The organism is Pantoea stewartii subsp. stewartii, assembly GCF_008801695.1.
Classification (GTDB): Bacteria; Pseudomonadota; Gammaproteobacteria; order Enterobacterales; family Enterobacteriaceae; genus Pantoea; species Pantoea stewartii.
In genome coordinates this window covers 1-24,964 of sequence record NZ_VZPF01000076.1, presented here as the reverse complement: position 1 = coordinate 24,964, position 24,964 = coordinate 1, and the positions used below count along the sequence as shown (strand labels likewise).

The window sequence follows — 24,964 nt, the reverse complement described above, 5'->3', positions numbered from 1 at the left end:
AGGCGAAGCGCCTCAAGGAGCCATGTCCGGTGTTTCACGCGATAGTGTCCATTAAAAAATGATGGACACTATTTTCCCGGAACCGGAGCCCGCTGCACAGACGGTTTAAATGTGACGCTTACATTTAAAGCAACATAATAGATGCATTTCGTTAACTCCGCAGAGATCGTCTTGACGGCACTCCGCCCTCCATTAAACAAAAACTGCATAATTTAAAATATTTTTAATCATTATATTTCAATAAATTAACCGCAAAAATCCCGTCTTTCAGTGAAACACGCTCCGTCCTTGCATGGCTGATCATGATCCAAATCAACTTCTGTAACTGTTGCCTTTGTTATCATTTTTTCAGACAACTTTTGGAGTGAGTTAGTGTGAAAGCTGACAATCCTTTTAATCTGTTATTACCCGCCGCGATGGCGAAAGTGGCTGAAGATGCTGGCGTTTATAAAGCCACTAAACATCCCCTCACCACGACCTTTCTGGCCTTTACTGCGGGCATGTTCATCTCGATTGCTTTCGTGTTTTACATCACGGCTACCACGGGCAGCGGTCCTGTGCCTTATGGCCTGGCAAAACTGATCGGCGGCATCTGTTTTTCACTGGGACTCATACTGGTCGTGGTATGCGGTGCCGATCTTTTCACATCTACCGTCCTCATTGTGGTCGCCAAAGCCAGTGGACGCATCACCTGGGGGCAACTGGCACGAAACTGGATAACCGTTTATATCGGTAACCTGGCTGGCGCGTTATTTTTCGTCACGCTCATGTGGTTCTCCGGTGAACAGATGGTGGCAAACGGCGCGTGGGGATTAAACGTCCTGCAAACAGCCGACCATAAAATGCATCATACTTTTATCGAAGCCGTTTGCCTCGGCACATTGGCCAATTTGATGGTCTGCCTGGCGGTCTGGATGAGCTATTCAGGACGGACATTGACCGATAAAAGCCTGATTATGATTTTGCCGGTGGCCATGTTTGTCGCCTGTGGTTTTGAACACAGTATCGCCAATATGTTTTTGATTCCTTTCGCGATCGTGATACGCGACTTTTCCGGGCCTGAGTTTTGGCAGGCCGCAGGGGCCACAGCAGCACAGTTCCCGGCCCTCACCGTTAAAAACTTTATTTTCGACAATCTGATTCCGGTCACGCTCGGTAACATCATTGGCGGCGGCCTGCTAGTCGGATTGACCTACTGGGTAATTTACTTACGCGGTGGTAAAGAAACGCACTAATCCTGTCTCAACGGCATATCGCAGCCTGGTACGCCCGAGAGCAAAAGTCTCCTTAAATAAGGCAGGTATATTATGACCGAACGTAATGCAAAACTCGCTTCAGCCTGGCAGGGATTTACTGAAGGCGAATGGCAGAACAGCGTCAACGTACGCGACTTTATTCAGAAAAACTATACGCCTTATGAAGGCGACGAGTCCTTTCTGGCCGGTGCCACCGAGGCCACCACAACCCTGTGGGAGAGCGTGCTGGAAGGCATCAAAATTGAAAACCGCACCCATGCACCAGTCGATTTTGATACCGATCTTGCCTCAACCATCACTTCCCACGATGCCGGTTACATCAATAAATCACTGGAAAAAATTGTTGGCCTGCAAACCGAAGCCCCGTTGAAACGCGCCATTATTCCTTTTGGCGGTATCAAAATGGTTGAAGGCTCATGCAAGGTCTATGGTCGTGAACTCGACGCGTCTCTGAAAAAGATTTTCACGGAATACCGCAAAACGCATAACCAGGGTGTTTTTGATGTTTATACACCTGACATTTTACGCTGCCGTAAATCTGGCGTATTGACCGGCCTGCCTGATGCTTATGGTCGTGGACGCATCATTGGTGATTATCGTCGTGTTGCCCTATACGGCATTGATTATCTGATGGCGGATAAGTTTGCTCAGTTCACCTCACTGCAAAACGATCTTGAAAACGGCGTAAACCTGGAAGCCACGATTCGCCTGCGGGAAGAAATTGCTGATCAGCATCGTGCGCTTGAACAAATTAAAGCGATGGCAGCCAAATACGGTCATGATATTTCTGGCCCGGCCACCAACGCGGCTGAAGCCGTTCAGTGGACCTATTATGGCTATCTGGCTGCAGTTAAATCACAGAACGGCGCGGCCATGTCTTTTGGCCGGGTGTCGACTTTCCTCGATATCTACATCGAACGCGACCTCCAGGCAGGTAAACTGAACGAAGAGCAGGCACAGGAACTGATTGACCATCTGGTCATGAAACTGCGCATGGTCCGCTTCCTGCGTACACCGGAATACGATGAGCTGTTTTCTGGCGACCCTATCTGGGCCACCGAATCGCTGGCGGGGATGGGCGTTGATGGTCGCACGCTGGTCAGTAAAACCACGTTCCGTTTCCTGAACACGCTGTACACCATGGGCCCCTCCCCTGAACCAAACATGACCATTCTGTGGTCTGAAAAACTGCCCGTTAACTTCAAAAAATATGCGGCTAAAGTTTCAATCGACACCTCGTCACTGCAGTATGAAAATGACGACCTGATGCGTCCTGACTTTAACAACGATGATTACGCCATTGCCTGCTGTGTCAGCCCTATGATCGTCGGCAAGCAAATGCAGTTCTTTGGTGCCCGCGCCAACCTGGCAAAAACCTTGCTGTACGCGATCAACGGCGGCATGGACGAAAAACTGAAAATGCAGGTGGGGCCGAAAGAAGCCAAAATCATGGATGAAGTGCTCGATTTCGACGTCGTGATGGCCCGTCTGGATCACTTCATGGACTGGCTGGCAAAACAGTATGTCACCGCACTGAACATCATCCACTTCATGCATGATAAATACAGCTATGAAGCGTCACTCATGGCGCTGCACGATCGTGATGTTTACCGAACCATGGCCTGCGGTATCGCCGGACTGTCTGTGGCTGCGGATTCACTCTCAGCCATTAAATATGCCAAAGTGAAACCCGTACGTGATGAAGATGGCCTGGCAATTGATTTCGACATCGAAGGCGACTATCCCCAGTTCGGTAACAACGATCCGCGCGTGGACGACCTGGCATGCGACCTGGTTGAACGGTTTATGAAGAAAATTCAGAAACTGGAAACGTATCGCAACGCGGTGCCAACGCAGTCCGTTCTGACCATTACCTCTAACGTCGTTTATGGCAAGAAAACCGGTAATACGCCAGACGGCCGCCGTGCAGGCGCCCCCTTTGGCCCTGGCGCTAACCCTATGCACGGTCGCGACCAGAAAGGAGCGGTAGCATCGCTGACCTCGGTAGCGAAATTACCCTTTGCGTACGCTAAAGACGGTATCTCTTATACTTTCTCCATCGTGCCTAATGCGCTTGGCAAAGATGATAATGTACGTAAAACCAATCTGGCAGGACTAATGGATGGTTACTTCCATCATGAGGCCAGTATTGAAGGCGGCCAGCATCTGAATGTTAACGTGATGAACCGGGAAATGTTGATGGACGCGATGGATAACCCTGAGAAATATCCTCAGTTAACCATCCGCGTTTCGGGCTATGCCGTTCGCTTTAACTCGCTCACCAAAGAGCAGCAGCAGGACGTGATTACCCGTACCTTTACCCAGTCACTCTAGTTCGCCCTTGAGGCTCCTTCATGGAGCCTCTTCTTTCGAGTCAGGTATGGTCGCTGTCTGTATGACGGATAACCACCAAAATTGATTTCCCGTTCAGAGCGTACCGGAGAGTGCGCCACCTGCTTCGCAGGCTCATCAGGAGAATACATCGCAATGTCTGCCATTGGTCGCATCCACTCATTTGAATCATGCGGAACCGTAGACGGTCCCGGCATCCGTTTTATCACCTTTTTTCAGGGCTGCCTGATGCGCTGCCTGTACTGCCACAACCGTGATACATGGGACACGCATTGCGGCAAAGAAATTACCGTCGACGCGCTCATGGCGGACGTTCTGTCTTATCGCCATTTCATGAATGCGTCCGGTGGCGGGGTGACGGCTTCAGGCGGTGAGGCCATTTTGCAGGCGGAGTTTGTGCGCGACTGGTTTCGCGCATGTCAAGCTGAGGGCATTCATACCTGCCTTGACACCAACGGCTTTGTCCGCCGCTACGATCCCGTTATTGATGAATTACTGGATGCAACAGATTTGGTGATGCTTGACCTCAAGCAGATGAACAATGACATCCACCAGATTCTTGTCGGTGTGTCGAATCATCGCACACTCGATTTTGCGCGCTATCTTCAGAAGAAAGGAAAACGGACGTGGATTCGTTTCGTCGTCGTGCCCGGCTATTCTGATGATGATGACAGTGTCCATCGCTTAGGTGCATTTACGCAGGATATGGCAAATGTGGAGAAGATTGAGCTTCTGCCTTATCACGAGCTGGGTAAGCATAAATGGATTGCGATGGGTGAAGAGTACAAGCTCGACGGTGTAAAACCGCCCAGTAAAGCGACCATGGAACGGGTCAAGCATATTCTTGCCAGCTACGGACATGAAGTGATGTATTGACAGGCCACGTCACCGCAGTCAGTAAACGATAACCGTCTGACAGTCAGCGCAGCCAGACGGCGAAGGTTAAGCCAGGCGCCCTGTCACCGCCTGGTTATCGTTATGATCAGGCATGTGCCACTGGCGTGGCATGATGATCGGCCTTACGCAGTAACATGACTAAGTAAACCAGCGCTACCGCCGCGATCATAACGAACAGCAGACGGTCGGAATAACTTTGCATCAGCATGGCCGTCATGCTTGGTCCGGCCAGGCTGCCCACGGTGTAGCTCAGTAACAGCGCCTGGTTCATTGCCACCAGTTCATGGTGCGCCACGGTTTCGCAGGCCCATGACATGGCGACCGGATAAAGCGTAAAACCTGCCAGCCCCAGCACAAACAGAGCTGGGGCCATCGCGGCATTTGTCAGCATCGCAATCGCCCCGAGGATCACCACAAATACCTGCACTCGCAGTACCATCATGCGGCCAAAGCGGTCAGCAAGCCGACCAATCGGCCACTGCCCGACAATGCCGGCACTCACCAGCAAGGCCATCCAGTAACCCACGTTGGCATCACTCATACCCTGATGAGAAAGATAGAGCGGCATCAAGCCGTACAGCGATCCCAGAACAATGCCAGAAATAATACAGCCGTTAATACCGAGACGAGAACTGCGACGACGCAGCATAGGTAAAATTCGTCCGCCTGGCGTAGCTTCTACGGTATCGCTGTTGGCGGAAACCTGCGTGAAGATTAACGGTAAGATGGCGCTGATGACCGTGGCGGTTACCCAGGGAATCACACTCAGTAATTCGGTAGACAGTTTGCTCACCAGCAGTTGTCCGGCAACCGTACCCAGGTAATAGACGATCATATAGGCAGCGAGCAACTGCCCACGGTTACGTACTGTTCCACTGCATAACAATGCGCTTTCCACCACGACCCAGACTAAAGCGCAGCCGATACCGGCCGTGAAGCGGAGCAATGTCCATGCCCAGAATCCTTCCAGCGCCAGCATGCACAGTGTCGACAGCGCAAAAAGGCCGGTCGCCAGATAATAGCTTCGGTTAAAACCGTATCGCTTGATCAGCCAGCCAGCCACTAAAGTGCCCAGCAGGTTACCGGTGTAATACGACGAACTCACGACGCCTACCTGCCATGTTGCCAGCGCATCATGCGTCAGCCAAAGGGGCACTAACGTATTCAGTACCGCAATGGAAACTGTCATTAATAACAGGCCGCAAAGCAGCAATATCACAGGACGTGACCAGGTCGACATAGGAGATAAAAACCAAAAGAAATGAAGGAAATTGCGCGCAGTTTGCCATCGCGCGTTGTAAAGTCAACGGGAGGAATGAGGGTGCAGCACATTTTGCTGCGTGACCATTTAAATTATTTATCTTCAGTAAGTTAGCCATCTGTCAGGCATCAGATAACTTTGCGCTATCTCTATGATAATCTGGATTTTTACGCTTTCTGCCCGCGTCGTCATCGATAATGTTTATTTGTGATAAATTTTAAACGTGTTGAGAATGCCTCGCGGTAAAGATAAAAAAACCCAGCCTGAGCTGGGTTATTTTAGACAGGGTAAACGCTTAGCCAATAAATTCCAGGCCGTTCATATAAGGACGTAATACCTCTGGCACGGCGATGCGGCCGTCCTGCTGCTGGTAATTTTCCAGCACGGCAACCAGTGTACGTCCTACGGCCAGGCCCGAGCCATTCAGGGTATGCACCAGACGCGGTTTTTTATCCTGCTTATTGCGGGTTCGCGCCTGCATACGGCGAGCCTGGAAATCCCCCATGTTTGAGCAAGAAGAGATTTCACGGTAGGTATTTTGCGCCGGTAACCATACTTCTAAATCGTAGGTTTTTGTCGCACCAAAGCCCATATCACCGCTGCACAGCAAGACCTTGCGATACGGCAGGTTCAGCAGTTGCAACACTTTTTCAGCATGGCCAACCAGCTCTTCCAGCGCATCCATAGAGGTTTCAGGCGCGACGATTTGCACCATTTCAACTTTGTCGAACTGGTGCATACGGATGAGCCCACGCGTATCACGGCCATAGGAGCCTGCTTCAGAGCGGAAGCAGGGTGTATGTGCCGTAAGCTTCAGCGGCAGGCTCTCTTCTTCAACGATTTCATCCCGCACAAGGTTCGTCAGCGGCACTTCAGCGGTCGGAATAAGCGCGTAATGGCTGCTTTCGGATTCTTCTTCCAGCGGACGGGTATGGAACAGATCTTCACCAAACTTAGGTAACTGGCCTGTACCGTATAAGGTCGCATGGTTAACCAAGTAAGGGACGTAAGTTTCCAGATAACCATGTTGTTCCGTGTGCAGGTCAATCATGAACTGGCTGAGCGCACGGTGCAGGCGAGCAATCTGGCCTTGCATAACCACGAAGCGTGAGCCGGTGAGTTTCACTGCCGCAGCAAAGTCCAGCCCTTTAGCCGCTTCGCCCAGCTCAACGTGATCTTTCACCTCAAAATCAAACTGGCGGGGTTCACCCCAGCGACTGATTTCCAGGTTTTCCGTGTCGTCTTTCCCCAGCGGCACTTCATCCGCAGGAAGATTCGGCAGCGCCAGGCTGAAATCGCGGATCTGATTTTGCAGCTCGTCCAGTTCTGGTATAGCCGCATCCAGGCGTTCGCCCAGGCTGTTCACTTCCTGACGCAGTGGCTCGATGTCTTCCCCACGTGCTTTGGCCTGACCGATGGATTTGGAGCGGGAGTTGCGCTCGGCCTGCAGGTTTTCCGTTTCAACCTGCAAGACTTTGCGACGCTCTTCGAGCGAACGCAGCATTTCCACATCCAGTTTAAATCCTCGGCGTGCCAGTTTTTCTGCGACTGCGTCTGGCTCATTACGCAGCAGATTGGGATCGAGCATGCTTATCCTGTGTATTTATGAGTTAAAAGAAGGGGACGCATTCCCGCTGGAATGCGTTGAAAACATTGACCACATTACCGCAACGTCTGTTTCAGCGGTAGCGTTTTGTCGGGCTATTTTGATCGAGTTCAGCCAGCCAGGCCAGCTTTTCGCCAATTTTGCCTTCAAGACCGCGTTGAGTGGGATGATAGTAACGCGTTTGCGCCATTTCGGGTGGGAAATAGACTTCACCCGCAGCATAGGCATTGGCTTCGTCATGCGCATAGCGATAGCTTTCGCCCAGCCCCATCTCTTTCATCAGCTTCGTGGGGGCATTGCGCAAATGATCGGGAACATCGAAATCTGGATGGTCGCGTGCATCACGCATCGCCGCCTTAAACGCGTTATAGACGGCGTTACTTTTTGGCGCACAGGCGAGATAGACAATGGCCTGCGCAATCGCGCGCTCCCCTTCTGCCGGACCAACCCGGGTGAAACAGTCCCAGGCCGCGATAGCCACCTGCATGCCTCGTGGATCGGCATTGCCGACGTCTTCAGACGCAATGGCCAGTAGCCGACGCGCGACATACAGCGGATCGCCACCGGCGGTAATAATACGGGCGTACCAGTACAGGGCGGCATCCGGCGCCGATCCCCGGACGGATTTATGCAAGGCAGAAATCAGGTCATAAAAGCGATCGCCTTTATTATCGAACCGGGCAGACCGTTCCCCCGCCACTTCGGTCAGCAACTGGGGCGTCAGCTCGCGTTTGCCTGTGCCGTTGGTTTCGGCCATATCGGCCATCATTTCCAGCGTATTCAGGGCACGACGTGCATCGCCGTTGACCAGTTCCGCAATCATACGCCGCGTATTGTCAGGTAACAGGATATCGCTGTTGCCATAACCCCGACTGGCATCCTGCATCGCCTGGTCAAGCACCTGCTCAATATCTTCTGTGGTCAGGGATTTAAGTAAATAGACACGAGCACGTGACAGCAGTGCGGAGTTAAGCTCAAAGCTGGGATTTTCTGTCGTGGCACCGATAAACGTGATAGTGCCGTCTTCAATATGGGGAAGAAACGCATCCTGCTGACTTTTGTTGAAGCGATGGACTTCATCTACAAACAGGATAGTGCGGCGGCCCGCCTGCTTGCTCAGCCTTGCGCGTTCAATGGCTTCACGAATCTCTTTGACACCAGAGGTGACCGCAGAAATACGCTCAACGTCCGCATTGCCATAGTGAGCGATAATCTCGGCCAGCGTTGTTTTTCCTGTCCCTGGCGGTCCCCAGAGAATCATGGAGTGCAGGTGCCCCGCTTCGATCGCGCGCGGCAACGGTTTACCGGCAGCCAGCAGGTGCTGCTGTCCAATGTATTGCTTCAGGGTTGCTGGCCGCATACGCGCGGCCAGCGGTTTAAAATCTTCACTGGAAAAATCCAGGGACAGGTTACCCACTACCACCTCACTGACGTTGGTCATCCACCGTGACGCCTTTTGGCGGGGTGAATGTGAATTTATCCGGGCTAATCGGGCCGTTTTTCTGGCTCTTTAGCTGGTAGTTACTGCGCTGTCCATCCTGCTCGACGGCGCTAAACTGATTAATGGTGCCATCTGGCGTCACGTCAATCGTGAACTGCTTGAGGTTGCCATCGCTTTTCTTCGGCGTCAGTTCAAATTTGTCACCCTGCTGTTTTACATTGTATTGCTGCCAGTCACTGGCCTGGTTACGGGCAATCAACATAAACGGTGTATTGCTGGTCGCATTCTTCAACAGGCTGACCGTAGCTTGTTCAACAAACGGGTTATAGAACCATAACGATTTCCCGTCAGAAATAATGATGCTCTCGTCGGGTGCGGTCATATGCCAGTTGAACAGGCTGGGGCGCTTAACCCAGAGCTCGCCTTCACCCTCCTGCACGTTGGCACCGCTGCCATCGGTCACCTTTTGAGTAAAGCTGGCGTGGAAGCTGTTAACTTTATTAAGGCGCTGTTGCAGGTCGCTCGACGCATCGGCGAGAACGTTGGCTGACCCCAAAGCGGCCAGCAGGCCTAAGGCGATTACGCGTAATTTCATCTGCTTAAATCCTTATTAAATCGTTTCCCGTTGATCACGTGACTAAGCCTGGTCGCTGTCCTGCGTTTAATACAGGAGAAAAAACCGAAACACTAATCAACTATGGGGGTTTACCGCTAAAAAACAATGAGCCAGTGGAAACTGGCTCAGTGTTTTGTGTTTCAAAGCTTATCGTTCACGCTTTACATATCATGGGGTGGTGGAGAGAGCACTTCACGGTTACCGTTGTGGCCCGGTGACGAGACGATGCCCTGTGCTTCCATCTGTTCAATGATGCGCGCAGCACGGTTATAACCGATACGGAACTGACGCTGTACGCCCGAAATCGAGGCGCGTCGCTTATCCACCACAAAGGCAACAGCCTGATCGAACAACGGATCGAGTTCTTCATCGCTGTCAATGCCGCCCCCGCCTTCACTTTCTTCGCCCGCCGTAATGCTTTCAATATATTGCGGACGGCCGCGCGCTTTCCAGTCCTGCACGACAGCATGTACTTCCTGATCGCGCACAAAGGCACCGTGAACACGCACCGGCATTGATGAGTTGGGCGGCATGTAAAGCATATCGCCCATCCCCAGTAACGATTCTGCACCGCCCTGATCAAGGATGGTTCGCGAGTCAATTTTACTTGAGACAGTAAACGCGATACGGGTAGGAATGTTGGCTTTGATGAGGCCGGTAATGACGTCAACTGACGGACGCTGGGTTGCCAGAACAAGGTGGATTCCCGCCGCACGCGCTTTCTGTGCAAGACGTGCAATCAGTTCTTCCACTTTCTTACCGACAGCCATCATCAAATCGGCGAACTCATCCACCATCACCACGATGTAAGGCAGTTTTTCCAGCACTGGCGGCGTCATATCCATGCTGTCGCCTGGCTTCCAGAACGGATCGGGAATCGGCCGCCCCATTGCATCCGCCTGCGCCACTTTTTCGTTGTAGCCGGCTAGATTACGTACACCTAGCGCCGACATCAGCTTATAGCGACGCTCCATCTCACCGACACTCCAGCGCAGCGCGTTCGCCGCATCTTTCATATCGGTCACGACTTCGGTCAGCAGGTGCGGAATGCCTTCGTAAACGGAAAGCTCGAGCATCTTGGGGTCAATCATAATAAAGCGCACGTCTTCCGGCGTGGCTTTATACAGCATGCTGAGGATCATCGCATTCACGCCGACGGACTTACCGGAACCGGTTGTACCCGCTACCAGTAAGTGTGGCATTTTAGCCAGATCGGCGACGACCGGCTGGCCGGCAATATCTTTACCCAGCACCACAGACAGCGGCGAGGGATTGTCACGGAATTTTGGACAATCCAGCACTTCACGCAGGTAAACGGTCTGGCGATGTCGGTTGGGTAATTCCAGACCAACATAGGGTTTGCCAGGGATCACTTCAACCACACGCACTGCCGTAGTCGACAGGGAGCGGGCCAAATCGCGTGACAGGTTAGAGATACGCGCCGCTTTCACGCCCGGCGCGAGATCCAGTTCAAAACGGGTAATCACAGGTCCTGGCGAAATGCCCACCACCTCGGCCTTGACGCGGTAGTCACCCAGACGCGCTTCAACCAGTCTTGCTGTCTGTTCAAGGGCGAACATATCAACCGGTTCTTCCTCTTCCGGCGGCGCGGTCAGGAGATCGAGTGACGGTAAGGGTGTAGAAGGTTTTTCCAGTGGCTGCTCGTGACGCATCAGGAAGGGGTGAATCAGGCTGTCATGCACGGATGGCTTCGCCTCCGTGACCGGCTCCGGCTGCTGCGCAGGCGCGGCAAAATGATCGGCCGCAAAGGTCTGGGCCGATTCTACACGCTGAGCCGCAGGCTGTTCTGGTGCAGCCTGAACGTGCTGCCAGGGCTCATGTTGTGGCGCAACCTCGCTGACGTCCGGCGATGCTGCAATGGTGAACAGCGGCTCGACAGGGCCATCGTCGACCAGGTCCTTCATTGGGGAGAAATCGAAGGCCGCTGACGTATCCAGATTGAAAACGGGTGCATTGTCTTCAGGCACCGTTTCATAGCGCTGTTGCTGTTGCTGTGCGAACTGACGCGCCAGCGAGGCCTGCTGCAATGCCAGCTCATCGTCCTCGTGCGCGTCGTCCTGCTGCCAGCTTTCGCCATAGCGTTGCTGCTGCTCTGACTGGAACGCCTGACGCAACTCTGCCTGTTGCAGCGCATCCTGCTCCTCTGCTGACCAGTCAGTGAGTGACGTATCTTCTTTCGTAGGTTGTGATGACGGCAGTTCAGCACGTTTGGCTTTTTCTTCCGCCATACGCTGTGAAGGCAGTTTAATACCATACGAGGCCAGCTCACGTCGGGTAGGCAGTTTAACCGGATTAGGCCGCGGCAGCGCCGGACCAATCCCCTGTTTCACCTGTGGATTCGACACCGTTTCAGGGACAGGTTCAAACAGCGGTGAGGATGCTGATGATGCTGCGGTTGCCGCAGCACCGGCGACGGCAGCGCTGTTTAGCGAGGCTGCCGACGTGGCTTCACGCCAGTTACCCATTTTGGGTTCGTCATCCTCATAAGCGGTAAAGTGCGGGGCAGCCGCCGGTGCATCGTCCGGTAACTCAAAGCGGTAGCGCGGCGGTTCAGTGAGAGGCTTCTCCTGTGACACCGGCTCGCGCGGTGCAGTGTGCGTCACCGGGGCAGGATGAGGCGATGCCGCAACAGGCGAAACAGGTTCAGGCGTCGCTGCAACCTGTTCAGGCTCAGGTGAAGCTGATGGCGCACTGACAGGCGTTGCCGCCATTGTTTCGGCGGCAGGCTGCGCAGGTGCTGTGGCAGTAGTCTGAGCACTTGCCGTCGGTGTCGTGGTCGCAGATACTTCGGCTGTGGCCGCAACAGCGGCGCGGGTAGCGGTGGCGGCCCTGGCTAACAGTGGATCGTGCGCATCCAGATCGGGCTGCGCCTTACGCGGCGCGGCCAGCAATACGTCATCGTCGTCGTCCGTCTGAGCATGAAGGACGGGTGCGCTCTCGTGATAATCGTCTGCTTCGTCCTCTTCATGCCAGGGTTCATCGTGACGTGAGCGGTTGCTGGCGAATGTCAGCACGCCCATGACCACGCCACCGATTCTTTCCGCAAAGGTTAACCATGACCAGCCCGTATACAGCGTGATCCCTGCGGCCCAGATGCAGAGCAAAGTCAGTGTGCCACCTGCCGGACTGAACCAGGGTGAAATGGCATTACTTACGAGGCTGCCAATGACGCCTCCGGAAGCAAAATACCAGATGTCGTCCGCGTTGAGCGCGGCCATCCCACAGGTGGTAACGACCAGGGCCAGGACACCGATTAAGCGTAAACCAATGGCAAAGTAGTCCACATAATCCTGGTTATCCCGCTGGCGAAACGCTATCCAGCACAGCCCCAGTATGACCGGCGGAATGGCATAGGCCATCACACCAAAGATGAAAAGCAACGTATCAGCCAGCCATGCGCCGACTGTGCCACCCATGTTATGGATAGGTTCATGCCAGGCCGTTTGCGACCAGCTCGGATCGGAAGGATTAAAGCTGACCAGGGAAACCATCAGGTAGATGGCGAACAATGCCACCAAAATAAGTAACGCTTCCAGCAGACGGCGTCCGCTGCTCAGCGACTGTAACGAAACGTCTTTATCTTCTGTGTATTCCTGGCTCAAGAGATCTCTCCAGGTGCCTGTAAAGTAAGAAACAACAGCGTCGGGCTCACCCGACGCTGGTCCTGTATGTATTCACAGGAGTGTACCGAAATTTCCCAAGCTTTGCACCTGCCACGCATCAGCGCGTTTTGATCACCAGACGATTGCTCTGTTTGACCTCTTCCATCACCACATAAGTACGCGTGTCGTTTACGCCTGGCAGGCGCAGCAAGGTTTCACCCAGCAGCTTGCGGTAAGCGGACATATCAGGCACGCGCGTTTTAAGCAGGTAGTCGAAATCACCAGAAACCAGGTGACACTCTTGAGTTTCCTCAAGTTTTTGCACAGCGGCGTTAAATTGCTCAAACACATCAGGTGCGCCACGATTCAGAGTAATCTCAACAAATACCAGTAATGAAGCATCCAGGTAGTGAGGGTTGAGTTGCGCAGTATAGCCAAGGATGAATCCCTGGCGTTCAAGACGGCGTACACGCTCAAGACAAGGTGTAGGAGATAATCCTACACGTTTGGAAAGTTCCACGTTTGAGATGCGACCGTCTTTCTGCAATTCATTGAGAATGTTTCTGTCGATCCTGTCGAGATCCTTACCGGGGCGTTTCTTATTATCTACCATTATTATTGTCTCTCTTCATTCCTTCCCTTTACCTGCCATCCCCTGAAAACGGTCATTGTTCGGGGCATTTTTGAAGTGAAATAACGGCGTCTGAGCGCATTCGTACCTATTTGTATGACGCATGCTGTCTGTCCACCGCATGCGTCATGACCAATATCAGACGATAAAATTCGTTCGGTACTCTGCCCAAAACCCGGCGGCAACACCCGTTTTGTTCAGACTAAGTTATTCGCTTCTCACACTGTTTTCGCAAATGCGCAGGCGATTGTCAAAGTAAAATGTCTAAATTCAGGACAAGATGCCAGACACTTCGCTGGGTCACTGTTTTTAAATGAGTATTTTCGTGCGATAGTGGTCTGTAAACTGAATTTTTGCCCCCCTTTTGGCACAGGAGACAGCCGAAAAAGCCATTCATCGTCTACGCCGTTTGCAGCAATCGCTAACAAAAGTGCGCAAGTGTTGTCATTGCTACGGCATATTCCCTACAATCGCAGGTTATGTCAGGTGAATAAAACTGAGGAACGCATGAGTACGGCTAAACACAGTAAGTTGCTCATTTTGGGCTCTGGTCCGGCAGGTTATACCGCGGCCGTCTATGCTGCACGCGCCAATTTGAATCCAGTACTGATTACCGGGCTGGAAAAAGGCGGTCAGCTGACCACCACGACGGAAGTGGAAAACTGGCCGGGCGACCCGCATGATCTGACAGGTCCCTCGCTGATGGAACGTATGCATGAGCATGCCGAGAAATTTAACACGGAAATTATTTCCGATCATATTCATACGGTCGATCTGCAGAACCGTCCCTTCCGTCTGACCGGTGACAGTGGCGAATATACTGCCGATGCGCTGATTATTGCCACGGGTGCATCAGCACGCTATCTGGGCTTACCGTCGGAAGACGCTTTTAAAGGCAAAGGCGTTTCGGCCTGTGCGACCTGTGATGGTTTCTTCTACCGCAACCAAAAAGTCGCCGTTATCGGTGGCGGAAATACCGCGGTTGAAGAAGCACTTTATCTGGCGAATATCGCCTCTGAAGTGCATTTAATTCACCGCCGCGACAGCTTCCGCGCAGAGAAAATCCTTATTGATCGTCTGATGGAAAAAGTCAGCAACGGCAATATCGTGTTGCATACACACAGAACGCTGGAAGAAGTGGTCGGCGATCAGATGGGCGTGACGGGGCTGACGCTACGTTCAACGCTGAATACCGAAGAGACCGAAACGCTGGACGTTGCCGGCCTGTTTGTTGCTATCGGACACAGCCCGAATACGGCGATTTTCGATGGTCAGCTGGCGCTGGAAAACGGCTACATCAAGGTACAGTCCGGCCTGCATGGTAATGCCACGCAAACCAGTATCCCTGGCGTGTTTGCCGCGGGTGACGTCATGGACCATATCTACCGTCAGGCCATTACCTCTGCCGGTACCGGTTGTATGGCTGCGTTAGATGCAGAGCGTTATCTTGACGGATTGGTTAAGAACGATAAGTAAGTTGTTAATAACCTGATCTTAATTGTTTGAGGCGACTGTTTTTCAGTCGCCTTTTTTATTATCACCATGCTAAATTCAGGCGCCGGGTGTGAGGACCAGCCTCATTTCATTTGTCTTTGCCACATTGGGTTTCGCATGAATAAATCGCGTCAGCAGCATCTTACTCGTTGGCTTCGTCAACAGTGTCATCATGCTGGCCCCTGGTTGCGCGTTACGTCGTTGCTGGGCTGCGCTGGCGCGCTTCTGATTATCATGCAGGCATGGCTTTTAGCGTCGCTACTGCAGGCGCTGATTATTGACAGGCATTCTCCAGCCTCCCTTTTGTCCTCATTTTCACTTCTGATCCTGTGCTTTGTTCTGCGCGCCGCGCTGAATTATGCCCGGGAGCAGGCTGGATTTCGTGCCGGGCAGGCCATCCGTCAGGCTTTGCGTAAACAGGTGCTGGATCGTCTGGCAGCGTTGGGTCCGGCCTGGATACAGGGCAAGCCCGCCGGCAGCTGGGCAACGTTACTGCTTGAGCAAACCGAGGATATGCAGGCCTATTACGCGCGTTATTTGCCGCAGATGACGCTGGCGGCGGTCATTCCCTGTTGCATATTGCTCACCCTGTTTCCGTTAAACTGGGCGGCAGGTCTGATCCTGTTCGCGACCGCGCCGTTGATCCCGCTTTTTATGGCCCTGGTCGGCATGGGCGCGGCCGAGGCTAATCGCCGTAACTTTGTGGCGCTCGCACGCCTGAGTGGCAACTTTCTGGATCGCTTGCGTGGCCGGGAAACCCTGCGTCTGTTTCATCGGGCAGACGCCGAAAAACAGGCGATTGCTGACGCCACGACGGATTTCCGTCAACGGACGATGGAGGTTCTGCGTCTGGCCTTTCTTTCTTCGTCAGTACTGGAATTTTTTGCGTCACTGTCCATCGCCGTTGTCGCCGTTTATTTTGGCTTTTCCTATTTGGGCGAACTGCACTTTGGTGATTATGGCCGCGGCGTGACGCTGTTTGCCGGCTTCCTGGTGCTGATTCTGGCCCCGGAATTTTTTCAGCCTCTGCGCGATCTGGGCACATTCTACCATGCTAAAGCGCAGGCAATTGGCGGTGCCGATGCGCTTGAACGCTTTATGCAGGAAACGCCAGAGGCCGAAAACACATCCGCCAGCGACGCCTTTAGCGCAACGGCGCCAGTAGAGCTGGTGGCAGAAAATCTGACGGTGCACGCGCCCAATGGCCATCAGCTCTGCGGCCCGCTCACCTTCACCCTGCGCGCAGGCACGCGCGTCGCGCTGGTGGGCAAAAGCGGTGCAGGCAAAACCGCACTGTTAAATGCCCTGCTGGGCTTTTTACCCTATCAGGGATCGCTGAAAGTTAACGGCATTGAACTTCACCGTATCGCACGCCATGACTGGCATCGGCATCTTGCCTGGGTCGGCCAGAATCCCCAGCTACCCGCCGTAACGTTACGGGACAATATCATCATGGATGCGCCGCACGATCCCGCACGGCTAAGTGCCTTAACCGCATCATGTGGGATCGATGAATTTCTTTCCCGACTGCCTGCCGGACTGGATACCGAACCGGGGGATGCCAGTCATCACTTATCGGTCGGTCAGGCACAGCGCATTGCCGTAGCCCGCGCGCTGTATAAACCCGCCCAGTTATTGTTACTGGATGAGCCCGCTGCCAGCCTGGACAGTCAAAGTGAACATCATGTGATGCAGGCATTAAATCAGGCGGCCACGCGCCAGACGACACTGATGATCACCCACCAAATTGATTTGCTTCAGACATGGGATGCGATCTGGGTAATGCAGGCCGGTCAGATCGTACAGCAGGGCGACTGGCAGACGCTGACTGCGTCCGGTCCGTTCAGTGATTTATTACAACACCGGCAACAGGAGATTTTCTGATGACGGCTCTGCGTCCCTTTCTGCGGCTATGGCTGCGTCATCCCTTCTGCCTGACGTCAGGGATCGTGCTGGCGATTGTCACGCTGTTAGCCAGTATCGGCTTGCTCACGTTGTCGGGCTGGTTTCTGGCCGCCTCTTCTGTAGCCGGTGTGGCTGGCCTGTATAGTTTCAACTACATGCTTCCCGCCGCTGGCGTGCGCGGCGCAGCGATTACCCGTACCGCCGCCCGGTATTTTGAGCGGTTAGTAAGTCACGACGCAACGTTTCGGGTTTTACAGCATCTGCGCGTCTTCACGTTTAGCCGCCTGATTGCGCTTTCTCCCGGCCAGCTCGCGCTCTTTCGTCAGGCCGATCTGCTTAATCGTTTTGTTGGTGATGTGGATACGCTGGATCATCTCTATTTGCGGGTCCTCTCGCCGCTGCTGGGCGCGTTTATCGTTATCGTCGTGGTAACAGCCGGCCTCAGCCTGATTGATCTGCACCTGGCGCTGGTGCTGGGCGGCATTCTGCTTACGCTGCTCTGCCTTTTTCCCCCGCTGTTCTACCGTCTGGGCGCGCCCACCGGCATCGCGATTGCCCGGCAGCGATCGCGCTGGCGAGAGCAGTTAATGCACTGGCTGGCGGGACAGGCAGAACTGACACTGTATGGTAACGCTGCCCGCTGGCGGGCCAGGCTGGACGAAGATGAGCAGCAGTGGCAGGACGCACAACGTCAGCAGGAGCGTTTACAGGCGCTGGCGCAAAGTCTGCTGCTGTTATGCAGTGGCCTCACTGTTACTGCCCTGCTCTGGCTGAGCGCAACAAGCATTGCGCAGCAGCAACTGCCCGGACCGCTCATTGCCCTGGTGGTGTTTTGTGCCCTGGCAGCTTTTGAAGCACTGGCGCCGATCGCGAGCGCCTTTTTGCCCCTGTCTCAGGTAATCACGGCAGCACAACGCGTCAATGACGTTATCGATCAATCGCCTGCCATCCTCTTTCCATCCACAAGCACGGTTCCCGCCGGTGCGCTGCAACTCAGGATTGACGCGCTGGATTTCCGTTATCCGGGACGACCTGAAAAGGTGTTGGATCAGTTTTCACTGACGATGAAAGCCGGTGAACGTATTGCCCTTCTCGGCCCCACAGGCTGCGGCAAGTCCACCTTGCTTGGGCTGCTCACCCGCGCCTGGGAGGCGCAACAGGGCGAAATCGTATTGAACAGCGTACCGCTTGCGGACTGGGATGAAGCCCAACTTCGCCAGCGCATCAGCGTAGTCACCCAGCGCGTCCATGTGTTTAGTCAGACGCTACGGGACAATTTGTTGCTGGCCTGCCCCACCGCCAGTGATGCAATGCTTGAAAATGCACTGGTGCAAACCGGGCTTCAGTGCCTGCTGGAAAATGAAGAAGGGCTTAATGCCTGGCTGGGTGAAGGCGGCCGTCCGCTGTCGGGTGGAGAGCTACGCCGCCTGGCCATCGCCCGGGCGATGTTACACAACGGCGACTTATGGCTTCTGGACGAGCCGACTGAAGGACTTGATGCCACCACCGAGCAGCAGATTCTCGCCCTTCTGCAGCAGATCACCACGGGTAAAACGGTCATTATGGTAACGCATCGTCTGCGCGGCCTGGCGCAAATGGACCGAATTTGCCTTATGGACAGCGGTAAGATCGTCGAGCAGGGAAATCATTCTGAATTAGTCGCAAAAGGTGGACGTTACTGGCGTTTCCAGCAGCGCTTTGCGCTATAGTGCTGAGCAAACGCTGAGGGGTACATTACCGCGATGAGACTGGTTCAACTGTCACAAGAGTCGTTGCGCTTTCCGCCACCGGAAACCGCGCTGCGCGAGCCGAACGGCCTGCTGGCGATGGGCGGCGATCTCTCCCCTGCACGCCTGCTGAGTGCCTATCAGCAGGGTATTTTTCCCTGGTTCTCGCCCGGCGATCCGATTTTGTGGTGGTCACCCGATCCGCGAGCGGTGTTATTCCCGACGCAGTTCCATCTCAGTCGCAGTATGAAGCGGTTTCATCAGCAGTCACCTTATCGGGTGACGATGAATGAGGCCTTTGGCGATGTCGTTGACGGCTGTGCCCTGGGCCGCGAAGAAGGTACATGGATTACGTTTGAAGTGAAACGCGCCTGGCAGAAGCTCTATGAACTGGGCCACGCGCATTCGATTGAAGTCTGGCGCGATCAAACCCTTGCAGGTGGCATGTACGGTCTGGCGTTGGGACAAATCTTTTGCGGCGAATCGATGTTCAGCCTGCAACCCAATGCGTCAAAAACGGCCTTACTGGTATTCTGTCAGCATTTTATTAAGCACGGGGGCCAGTTAGTGGATTGTCAGATACTTAACCCCCATACAGCTTCGCTGGGAGCGGTTGAGATTGCACGCGATCGTTATCTTGAGCAGGTAAAAAACCTGGCATCCCTGGCCGTTGACAGCGGCTGCTGGCGTAATCAAACCCTTTTTTAAAAGTTGCGTAGATGTTTTGCACACATAAAGTCGGTTAAGTGATATAATAGCCAGGTTTGGTATGTCGTCCGCGCTTGGTTTTCAAGCCGGAATTGCCAGGCTGGGAATCTCATCGCACTCTCGGAACTGTTTCAATCGTGCGCGTGTTACCGGTTGATTCAGATTCTTAGCCCGCTAATCCCCCGCAGACGTCACATAAACACCCGAATTTAACCGACATGCTCGCGTTGACACGCGAAGCACGGCGATGCGTTGGCTTTATTGCCGACGGTTCTTTACATAACTTGTTGAATTGGGCATTATCTTGCCGATTCAACTGAAAGGTAGTACACCCAGAGGATTCGATGGCCAAAGAAGACAATATTGAAATGCAAGGTACCGTACTGGATACGTTACCTAACACCATGTTCCGCGTAGAACTTGAGAACGGACACGTGGTTACCGCTCATATCTCCGGTAAAATGCGTAAAAACTACATCCGCATCCTGACGGGCGACAAAGTGACTGTCGAGCTGACCCCGTACGACCTGAGCAAAGGCCGCATTGTCTTCCGTAGTCGCTGAGTTGCGTTGATGCTGCTGCCTGCGTGCGCGCAGGCGGACAAAAAAAAGGCCGGATTTTATCCGGCCTTTTCTCGTTCTGTGAAACGGTGCTTAGTGCACCGTCCCTTCCGTTTTGCGTTTTTGCGCGCTGAGGAAGTGATAGGTCAGTTGCCCCTTCTCTTTATCCAGCGCAACGGAAACCGATCCCCCGTCGACCAGAGAACCAAACAGCAGTTCGTTCGCCAGCGGTTTCTTCAGGCTCTCCTGCACGGTACGCGCCATTGGACGGGCACCCATCGCTTTGTCATAGCCCTTCTCTGCCAGCCAGTCACGCGCTTCGTCACTGACTTCCAGCGAAACGCCTTTCGCATCCAGTTGCGCCTGCAGTTCAACAATAAACTTGTCGACCACCTGGTGAATGACGTCCGTTGACAGGTGGCTGAACCAGATAATGTTGTCCAGACGGTTACGGAATTCAGGCGTAAAGATTTTCTTAATCTCTTCCATTGCATCCGTACTGTTGTCCTGATGAATCAGGCCAATAGATTTACGCTCAGTTTCACGCACGCCGGCGTTGGTGGTCATCACCAGCACCACGTTACGGAAGTCCGCTTTGCGACCGTTGTTATCAGTCAGCATGCCGTTGTCCATGACCTGCAACAACAGGTTGAACACGTCCGGATGCGCTTTCTCAATTTCATCCAGCAGCACAACGGCGTGAGGATGTTTGATCACCGCATCGGTCAGCAAGCCGCCCTGATCAAAACCGACATAGCCGGGAGGCGCACCAATCAGACGGCTGACGGTGTGACGCTCCATATATTCGGACATGTCGAAGCGCAGCAGTTCGATGCCCAGCGCTTTAGCTAACTGGACGGTCACTTCGGTTTTACCCACACCGGTAGGACCGGCAAACAGGAACGACCCTACCGGCTTGCGATCCTGACCCAGACCTGCGCGGCTCATCTTGATGGCTTCAGTCAATGCCTCAATGGCATTATCCTGACCGAAGACCAGCATTTTCAGACGGTCGCCCAGATTTTTCAGCGTATCGCGATCGGTTGCTGACACACTTTGCTCCGGAATACGGGCAATACGCGCCACCACCGTTTCAATGTCCGCCACATTCACCGTTTTCTTACGTTTGCTGGCAGGCATCAGTCGCGCACGGGCACCGGCTTCATCAATGACATCGATAGCCTTATCCGGCAAATGACGATCGTTGATGTATTTCACCGCCAGCTCCACCGCCGCGCGCACGGCTTTCGCGGTGTAACGTACATCATGGTGCGCTTCGTATTTGGTTTTCAGACCATTAAGAATCTGCACCGTCTCTTCAACAGAGGGCTCGGTAATGTCAATTTTCTGGAAACGACGCGCCAGGGCACGATCTTTCTCAAAAATATTGCTGAATTCCTGATACGTGGTTGATCCCATCACGCGGATTTTGCCACTGGAGAGCAGCGGCTTAATCAGGTTAGCGGCATCCACCTGTCCACCCGATGCGGCGCCCGCACCGATAATAGTATGAATTTCATCAATAAACAGGATGCTGGAGTTATCTTGCTCAAGCTGTTTCAGCAACGCTTTAAAACGTTTCTCAAAATCACCACGGTACTTGGTGCCCGCCAGCAGCGAACCAATGTCCAGCGAGTAAATGGTGCAGTCCTTCATCACCTCTGGCACGTCGCCCTGAACGATTCGCCAGGCTAATCCTTCCGCAATCGCGGTTTTACCGACGCCCGACTCACCCACCAGCAGAGGGTTATTTTTACGGCGACGACACAGAACCTGAATCGTACGTTCCAGCTCTTTGTCGCGGCCAATCAGCGGATCAATGCCGCCAACGCGAGCAAGCTGATTAAGATTGGTGGTGAAGTTTTCCATACGTTCCTCCCCGCCTGCTTGCTCTTCGTTAACCGGATTTTCAGCACCAGGTGCCTGGCCCGGTTCGTCTTTGCGCGTACCGTGAGAGATGAAGTTCACCACATCGAGGCGGCTGACTTCGTGTTTGCGCAGCAGATACGCTGCCTGGGATTCTTGTTCGCTGAAGATGGCGACCAAAACATTCGCGCCATTGACTTCGCTGCGTCCGGATGACTGAACGTGGAACACGGCGCGTTGCAACACGCGCTGGAAGCTGAGCGTCGGTTGCGTATCGCGCTCCTCTTCACTGGCGGGCAGCACAGGCGTGGTTTGTTCAATGAAGGCTTCAAGCTCCTGCCGCAGAGCCACAATGTCCACCGTACAGGCTTCCAGTGCCTCTCTTGCCGACGGGTTACTGAGCAATGCCAGTAACAAATGCTCGACGGTCATAAACTCATGACGGTGCTCACGCGCTCTGGCGAAAGCCATGTTTAAACTGAGTTCCAGTTCTTGATTGAGCATTAGGCACCTCCTCCAGTTAATCGCTCTGACCTGCTTCCTGTATGGAGAGAGGCTCAGGCTTTTTCAAGCGTACACAGCAACGGATGATGATTGTCCCGCGCGTAATTGTTCACCTGTGCCGCTTTCGTCTCAGCGACTTCTGCGGTAAATACACCACAGATGGCTTTACCGTGGTAGTGAACTTTCAGCATAAGTTGCGTTGCACGTTCAATATCATAAGAAAAGAACTTTTGCAGAACGTCAATAACAAATTCCATAGGTGTATAATCGTCATTATTCAGAATGACTTTATACATCGAAGGTGGCTTTAACTCTTCGCGTACTTTACCTTCGGCTAAGTGTTCGAAATTTAGCCAGTCTTTAGTGTTCGCCATAGTGTTCCGTTGTGAGTCAGTACGTCATCATCAAACCCGGTGTCATCTGTAGAGTTTAACACGTGTGTCAAGTGCACTGCCGCTAATGAATCGGTCAGCCAAAAATTCGTTACGCGACCTGTATCACAAAATTTCAAATAGCGTTAACTACCTCAAATTTTAATGATTTTCTCCCCACCTGGCCCGGTGGTTTGCTTGACGATCGCGGCGATTTTTCTACATTCTAGCTTCACAAGCTGATTGAGTTTTAATCAAACCCGACTCACAGCTTACGTCACCTCACCTACTTATAAAATGTCTTGCGAGGGAAGTAAAAGCATGGAGACAGGTACCGTTAAATGGTTCAATAACGCCAAAGGTTTCGGCTTTATCTGTCCAATCGGGGGCGGCGAAGATATCTTCGCACACTACTCAACAATACAGATGGATGGTTACAGGACGTTAAAAGCGGGCCAGCAGGTCCATTTTGACGTTCATCAAGGCCCGAAGGGCAACCATGCCAGTCTTATTGTACCCGTAGAAGCGCAGCAGGCCGTGGCCTGACATCCCCAACGTTGGACCGCTCCGTCAAAAATGCCAGCCTGATGCGCTGGCATTTTTACTTTATGCCTTAACCCGCCTTCCCCTGCGCCAGTTGGATGACGCGAACAAACATCTCTTGCAGACAGGTCGGAAGAGACGCGGTTCCGCGTTCTGCGGCCGCCATAGCGACCGTGATGGCCAGTTCCGGTTTTGATGCGCGATGAATCGCTTTGGTAATAATACGCCTGGAATTAACAGGCACGTTTAACGGCAGATGCGCTGCCGCATGGTAAACCTCGCTAAAGCCGTTGTTGTAGAGGAACTGTTCCATATCGGCCGCCGGAAGCTGGGTCAGATGATGCTTTTCATTATCATGCGGCTGAAGCTGGCTGCGCGCCGTGGCGGCATATTTTTTTCCTGCCATGTCGCCATCCGTCAGGACATGCCAGGCGATGCCCATGCGTCGGGCAAATTTCAGCAACGGCTTCAGACCTGACTGCGCATATTCAATGACTTTTATCCCTTCTGCCGCGAAGTGATAACCGCATTGTCGTGCCATCTGATTGATAATCCAGACTTCGGTTTCACCTTCCACCAGCAACCAGCAACGGGCAAACAACGCTGAGGGGCGGTTAACACGAATATGAAAGCCGATGCGACGGCTGTCTTCTGCACTCAATCCTTCAGAACCGATGCGCCACACCGCCACGCGCGTGGGTTCGCGTACCAGTCGACACACATCCTCTACCGCCACCTGCGACAATAACTCGCCCGAGTTGGTCGTGGCAATCTTCTGCAACGGCAGCAGCGCAAGCAAGTTCCAGGCCACCGAAAGCATGATGGGATGCAGTCGTGTTTCCGGATCTTCAATTAACAACAGCGGTCGCGCACCCGGGAGCAACGGCTCATTGCCCCTTGCCTGCATCAGTAAGCTAAACATCCGCAGCAAAATCAGCTGACGGCTGCGCACATCGGTCGCAGCAATCAGATGATTAAGCTGATCCAGCGAACTCCAGCCCTCAACGCCATCCCGTGACTGTGGATCGACGCGGAACGCCTGGCTCCCGTGATCCGGATGCTGCACCAGAAAATAGTGCTCCATCAGTTGCTGTAGCGTTTGCACGCCCTGACGCAGGACCGCATCGCTCAACTGTTGGGGATGACGGTCCAGATCGCGCGTCAGGTTATCCAGCTCCTGCGTCAGTTGATTTAATGTCGTCAGACGTTCATCCACCCGGCTGGCAATGGGACGCAGGCGGCGGCTAAAACGCGCATCGCGCAGGCGTAATACCGGATTCATACGCAGAAGAACATCGATCGCCTCAGCCGTTCCCGCTTCAGGCAACACCTGGCCCTCGCTGTCGATAAAGCGTCGCGAGGATCGAATCTGGCCAGCGTGTCGTCTGGCCTGGATGCTGTAACGCAGATAGCGTTGTCCGGGTATCGCGCCTAAATAACTGATCCTAATACCGCTACACTTTAGCCAGCCCATGTTTTCCCCCGGGGAATGGGCTGACGGTATTCATAAAGTGATGGACCTTTTTCAACAGTTGCCACATTGAACTGCACTGGTGATTTCGGGTTATTGTCTCATGAAGCGCCTGCCACAACCGTTCGACAT

The 24,964-nt window shown here is 53.5% G+C and carries 18 protein-coding genes and 1 pseudogene; 9 read left to right on the top strand and 10 right to left on the bottom strand.

Annotated elements, in window-relative coordinates; genetic code table 11:
* Positions 1-374 precede the first annotated feature (374 nt).
* The 3 genes from focA (at position 375) to pflA (ending at position 4,484) form a co-directional block, all read left to right on the top strand.
* Positions 375-1,235 carry a formate transporter FocA gene (focA, locus tag F7Q90_RS19650; RefSeq protein WP_006118618.1) on the top strand — a complete coding sequence of 287 codons (861 nt, stop codon included), beginning with the start codon at positions 375-377 and terminating at the stop codon, positions 1,233-1,235.
* Between the two features lie 72 nt (positions 1,236-1,307).
* On the top strand, positions 1,308-3,590 hold the full coding sequence (pflB, locus tag F7Q90_RS19645) for a formate C-acetyltransferase (protein ID WP_006118617.1): 2,283 nt from the start codon (positions 1,308-1,310) through the stop codon (positions 3,588-3,590).
* Between the two features lie 153 nt (positions 3,591-3,743).
* The gene (gene pflA / locus F7Q90_RS19640) at positions 3,744-4,484 is read left to right on the top strand and encodes a pyruvate formate lyase 1-activating protein (protein WP_006118616.1); all 741 of its coding nucleotides are present in this window, start codon (positions 3,744-3,746) and stop codon (positions 4,482-4,484) included.
* Between the two features lie 106 nt (positions 4,485-4,590).
* Here pflA and F7Q90_RS19635 read toward each other — a convergent pair whose 3' ends face one another.
* The 6 genes from F7Q90_RS19635 to lrp all read right to left on the bottom strand — a co-directional run bounded on the left by F7Q90_RS19635 (position 4,591) and on the right by lrp (position 13,665).
* Entirely contained in the window at positions 4,591-5,745 is a 1,155-nt protein-coding gene (locus F7Q90_RS19635) for an MFS transporter (RefSeq protein WP_006118615.1), read from the bottom strand.
* 316 nt (positions 5,746-6,061) lie between these two features.
* Positions 6,062-7,354, bottom strand: a complete 1,293-nt coding sequence (serS, locus tag F7Q90_RS19630) for a serine--tRNA ligase (RefSeq protein ID WP_006118614.1) — start codon at positions 7,352-7,354, stop codon at positions 6,062-6,064.
* A 91-nt stretch (positions 7,355-7,445) separates the two neighbouring features.
* On the bottom strand, positions 7,446-8,789 hold the full coding sequence (locus F7Q90_RS19625; RefSeq protein WP_006118613.1) for a replication-associated recombination protein A: 1,344 nt from the start codon (positions 8,787-8,789) through the stop codon (positions 7,446-7,448).
* A 7-nt stretch (positions 8,790-8,796) separates the two neighbouring features.
* Positions 8,797-9,408, bottom strand: coding sequence for an outer membrane lipoprotein chaperone LolA (lolA, locus tag F7Q90_RS19620; RefSeq protein WP_006118612.1), 612 nt, complete (start codon positions 9,406-9,408; stop codon positions 8,797-8,799).
* A gap of 182 nt (positions 9,409-9,590) precedes the next feature.
* On the bottom strand, positions 9,591-13,052 hold the full coding sequence (locus F7Q90_RS19615) for a DNA translocase FtsK 4TM domain-containing protein (protein WP_006118611.1): 3,462 nt from the start codon (positions 13,050-13,052) through the stop codon (positions 9,591-9,593).
* 118 nt (positions 13,053-13,170) lie between these two features.
* Positions 13,171-13,665: a leucine-responsive transcriptional regulator Lrp gene (gene lrp, locus F7Q90_RS19610; RefSeq protein WP_006118610.1), complete on the bottom strand. Its 495-nt coding sequence runs from the start codon at positions 13,663-13,665 to the stop codon at positions 13,171-13,173.
* 525 nt (positions 13,666-14,190) lie between these two features.
* On the opposite strand from lrp, the gene trxB reads away from it, so the two are divergent.
* The 5 genes from trxB (at position 14,191) to infA (ending at position 20,080) form a co-directional block, all read left to right on the top strand.
* On the top strand, positions 14,191-15,159 hold the full coding sequence (gene trxB, locus F7Q90_RS19605) for a thioredoxin-disulfide reductase (RefSeq protein ID WP_006118609.1): 969 nt from the start codon (positions 14,191-14,193) through the stop codon (positions 15,157-15,159).
* 135 nt (positions 15,160-15,294) lie between these two features.
* Positions 15,295-17,061, top strand: a complete 1,767-nt coding sequence (gene cydD / locus F7Q90_RS19600) for a heme ABC transporter permease/ATP-binding protein CydD (protein WP_006118608.1) — start codon at positions 15,295-15,297, stop codon at positions 17,059-17,061.
* Positions 17,061-18,791 carry a heme ABC transporter ATP-binding protein/permease CydC gene (cydC, locus tag F7Q90_RS19595; RefSeq protein WP_006118607.1) on the top strand — a complete coding sequence of 577 codons (1,731 nt, stop codon included), beginning with the start codon at positions 17,061-17,063 and terminating at the stop codon, positions 18,789-18,791. The genes cydD and cydC overlap by 1 nt, the downstream gene beginning before the upstream one ends.
* 33 nt (positions 18,792-18,824) lie before the next feature.
* Positions 18,825-19,517, top strand: coding sequence for a leucyl/phenylalanyl-tRNA--protein transferase (gene aat, locus F7Q90_RS19590; RefSeq protein WP_006118606.1), 693 nt, complete (start codon positions 18,825-18,827; stop codon positions 19,515-19,517).
* Between the two features lie 344 nt (positions 19,518-19,861).
* Positions 19,862-20,080 (top strand): translation initiation factor IF-1, encoded by a 219-nt coding sequence (gene infA / locus F7Q90_RS19585; protein WP_002211347.1) that lies wholly within the window; start codon positions 19,862-19,864, stop codon positions 20,078-20,080.
* A 90-nt stretch (positions 20,081-20,170) separates the two neighbouring features.
* Here the strand turns inward: infA and clpA are convergent, their stop codons facing one another.
* Positions 20,171-22,447: an ATP-dependent Clp protease ATP-binding subunit ClpA gene (gene clpA / locus F7Q90_RS19580; RefSeq protein WP_006118605.1), complete on the bottom strand. Its 2,277-nt coding sequence runs from the start codon at positions 22,445-22,447 to the stop codon at positions 20,171-20,173.
* A gap of 53 nt (positions 22,448-22,500) precedes the next feature.
* Positions 22,501-22,821, bottom strand: a complete 321-nt coding sequence (clpS, locus tag F7Q90_RS19575) for an ATP-dependent Clp protease adapter ClpS (RefSeq protein ID WP_006118604.1) — start codon at positions 22,819-22,821, stop codon at positions 22,501-22,503.
* A gap of 318 nt (positions 22,822-23,139) precedes the next feature.
* Here clpS and cspD point away from each other — a divergent pair, with 318 nt between their 5' ends.
* Complete coding sequence (cspD, locus tag F7Q90_RS19570) at positions 23,140-23,364, top strand: cold shock-like protein CspD (protein ID WP_006118603.1); 225 nt, start codon at positions 23,140-23,142, stop codon at positions 23,362-23,364.
* 67 nt (positions 23,365-23,431) lie between these two features.
* On the opposite strand, the gene F7Q90_RS19565 is transcribed toward cspD, so the two are convergent.
* Positions 23,432-24,835 carry an ATP-dependent nuclease gene (locus F7Q90_RS19565; RefSeq protein ID WP_237166118.1) on the bottom strand — a complete coding sequence of 468 codons (1,404 nt, stop codon included), beginning with the start codon at positions 24,833-24,835 and terminating at the stop codon, positions 23,432-23,434.
* Positions 24,816-24,964, bottom strand: a pseudogene (locus tag F7Q90_RS19560) (IS630 family transposase); the annotation flags it as partial. The gene F7Q90_RS19565 and the pseudogene F7Q90_RS19560, both read right to left, overlap by 20 nt.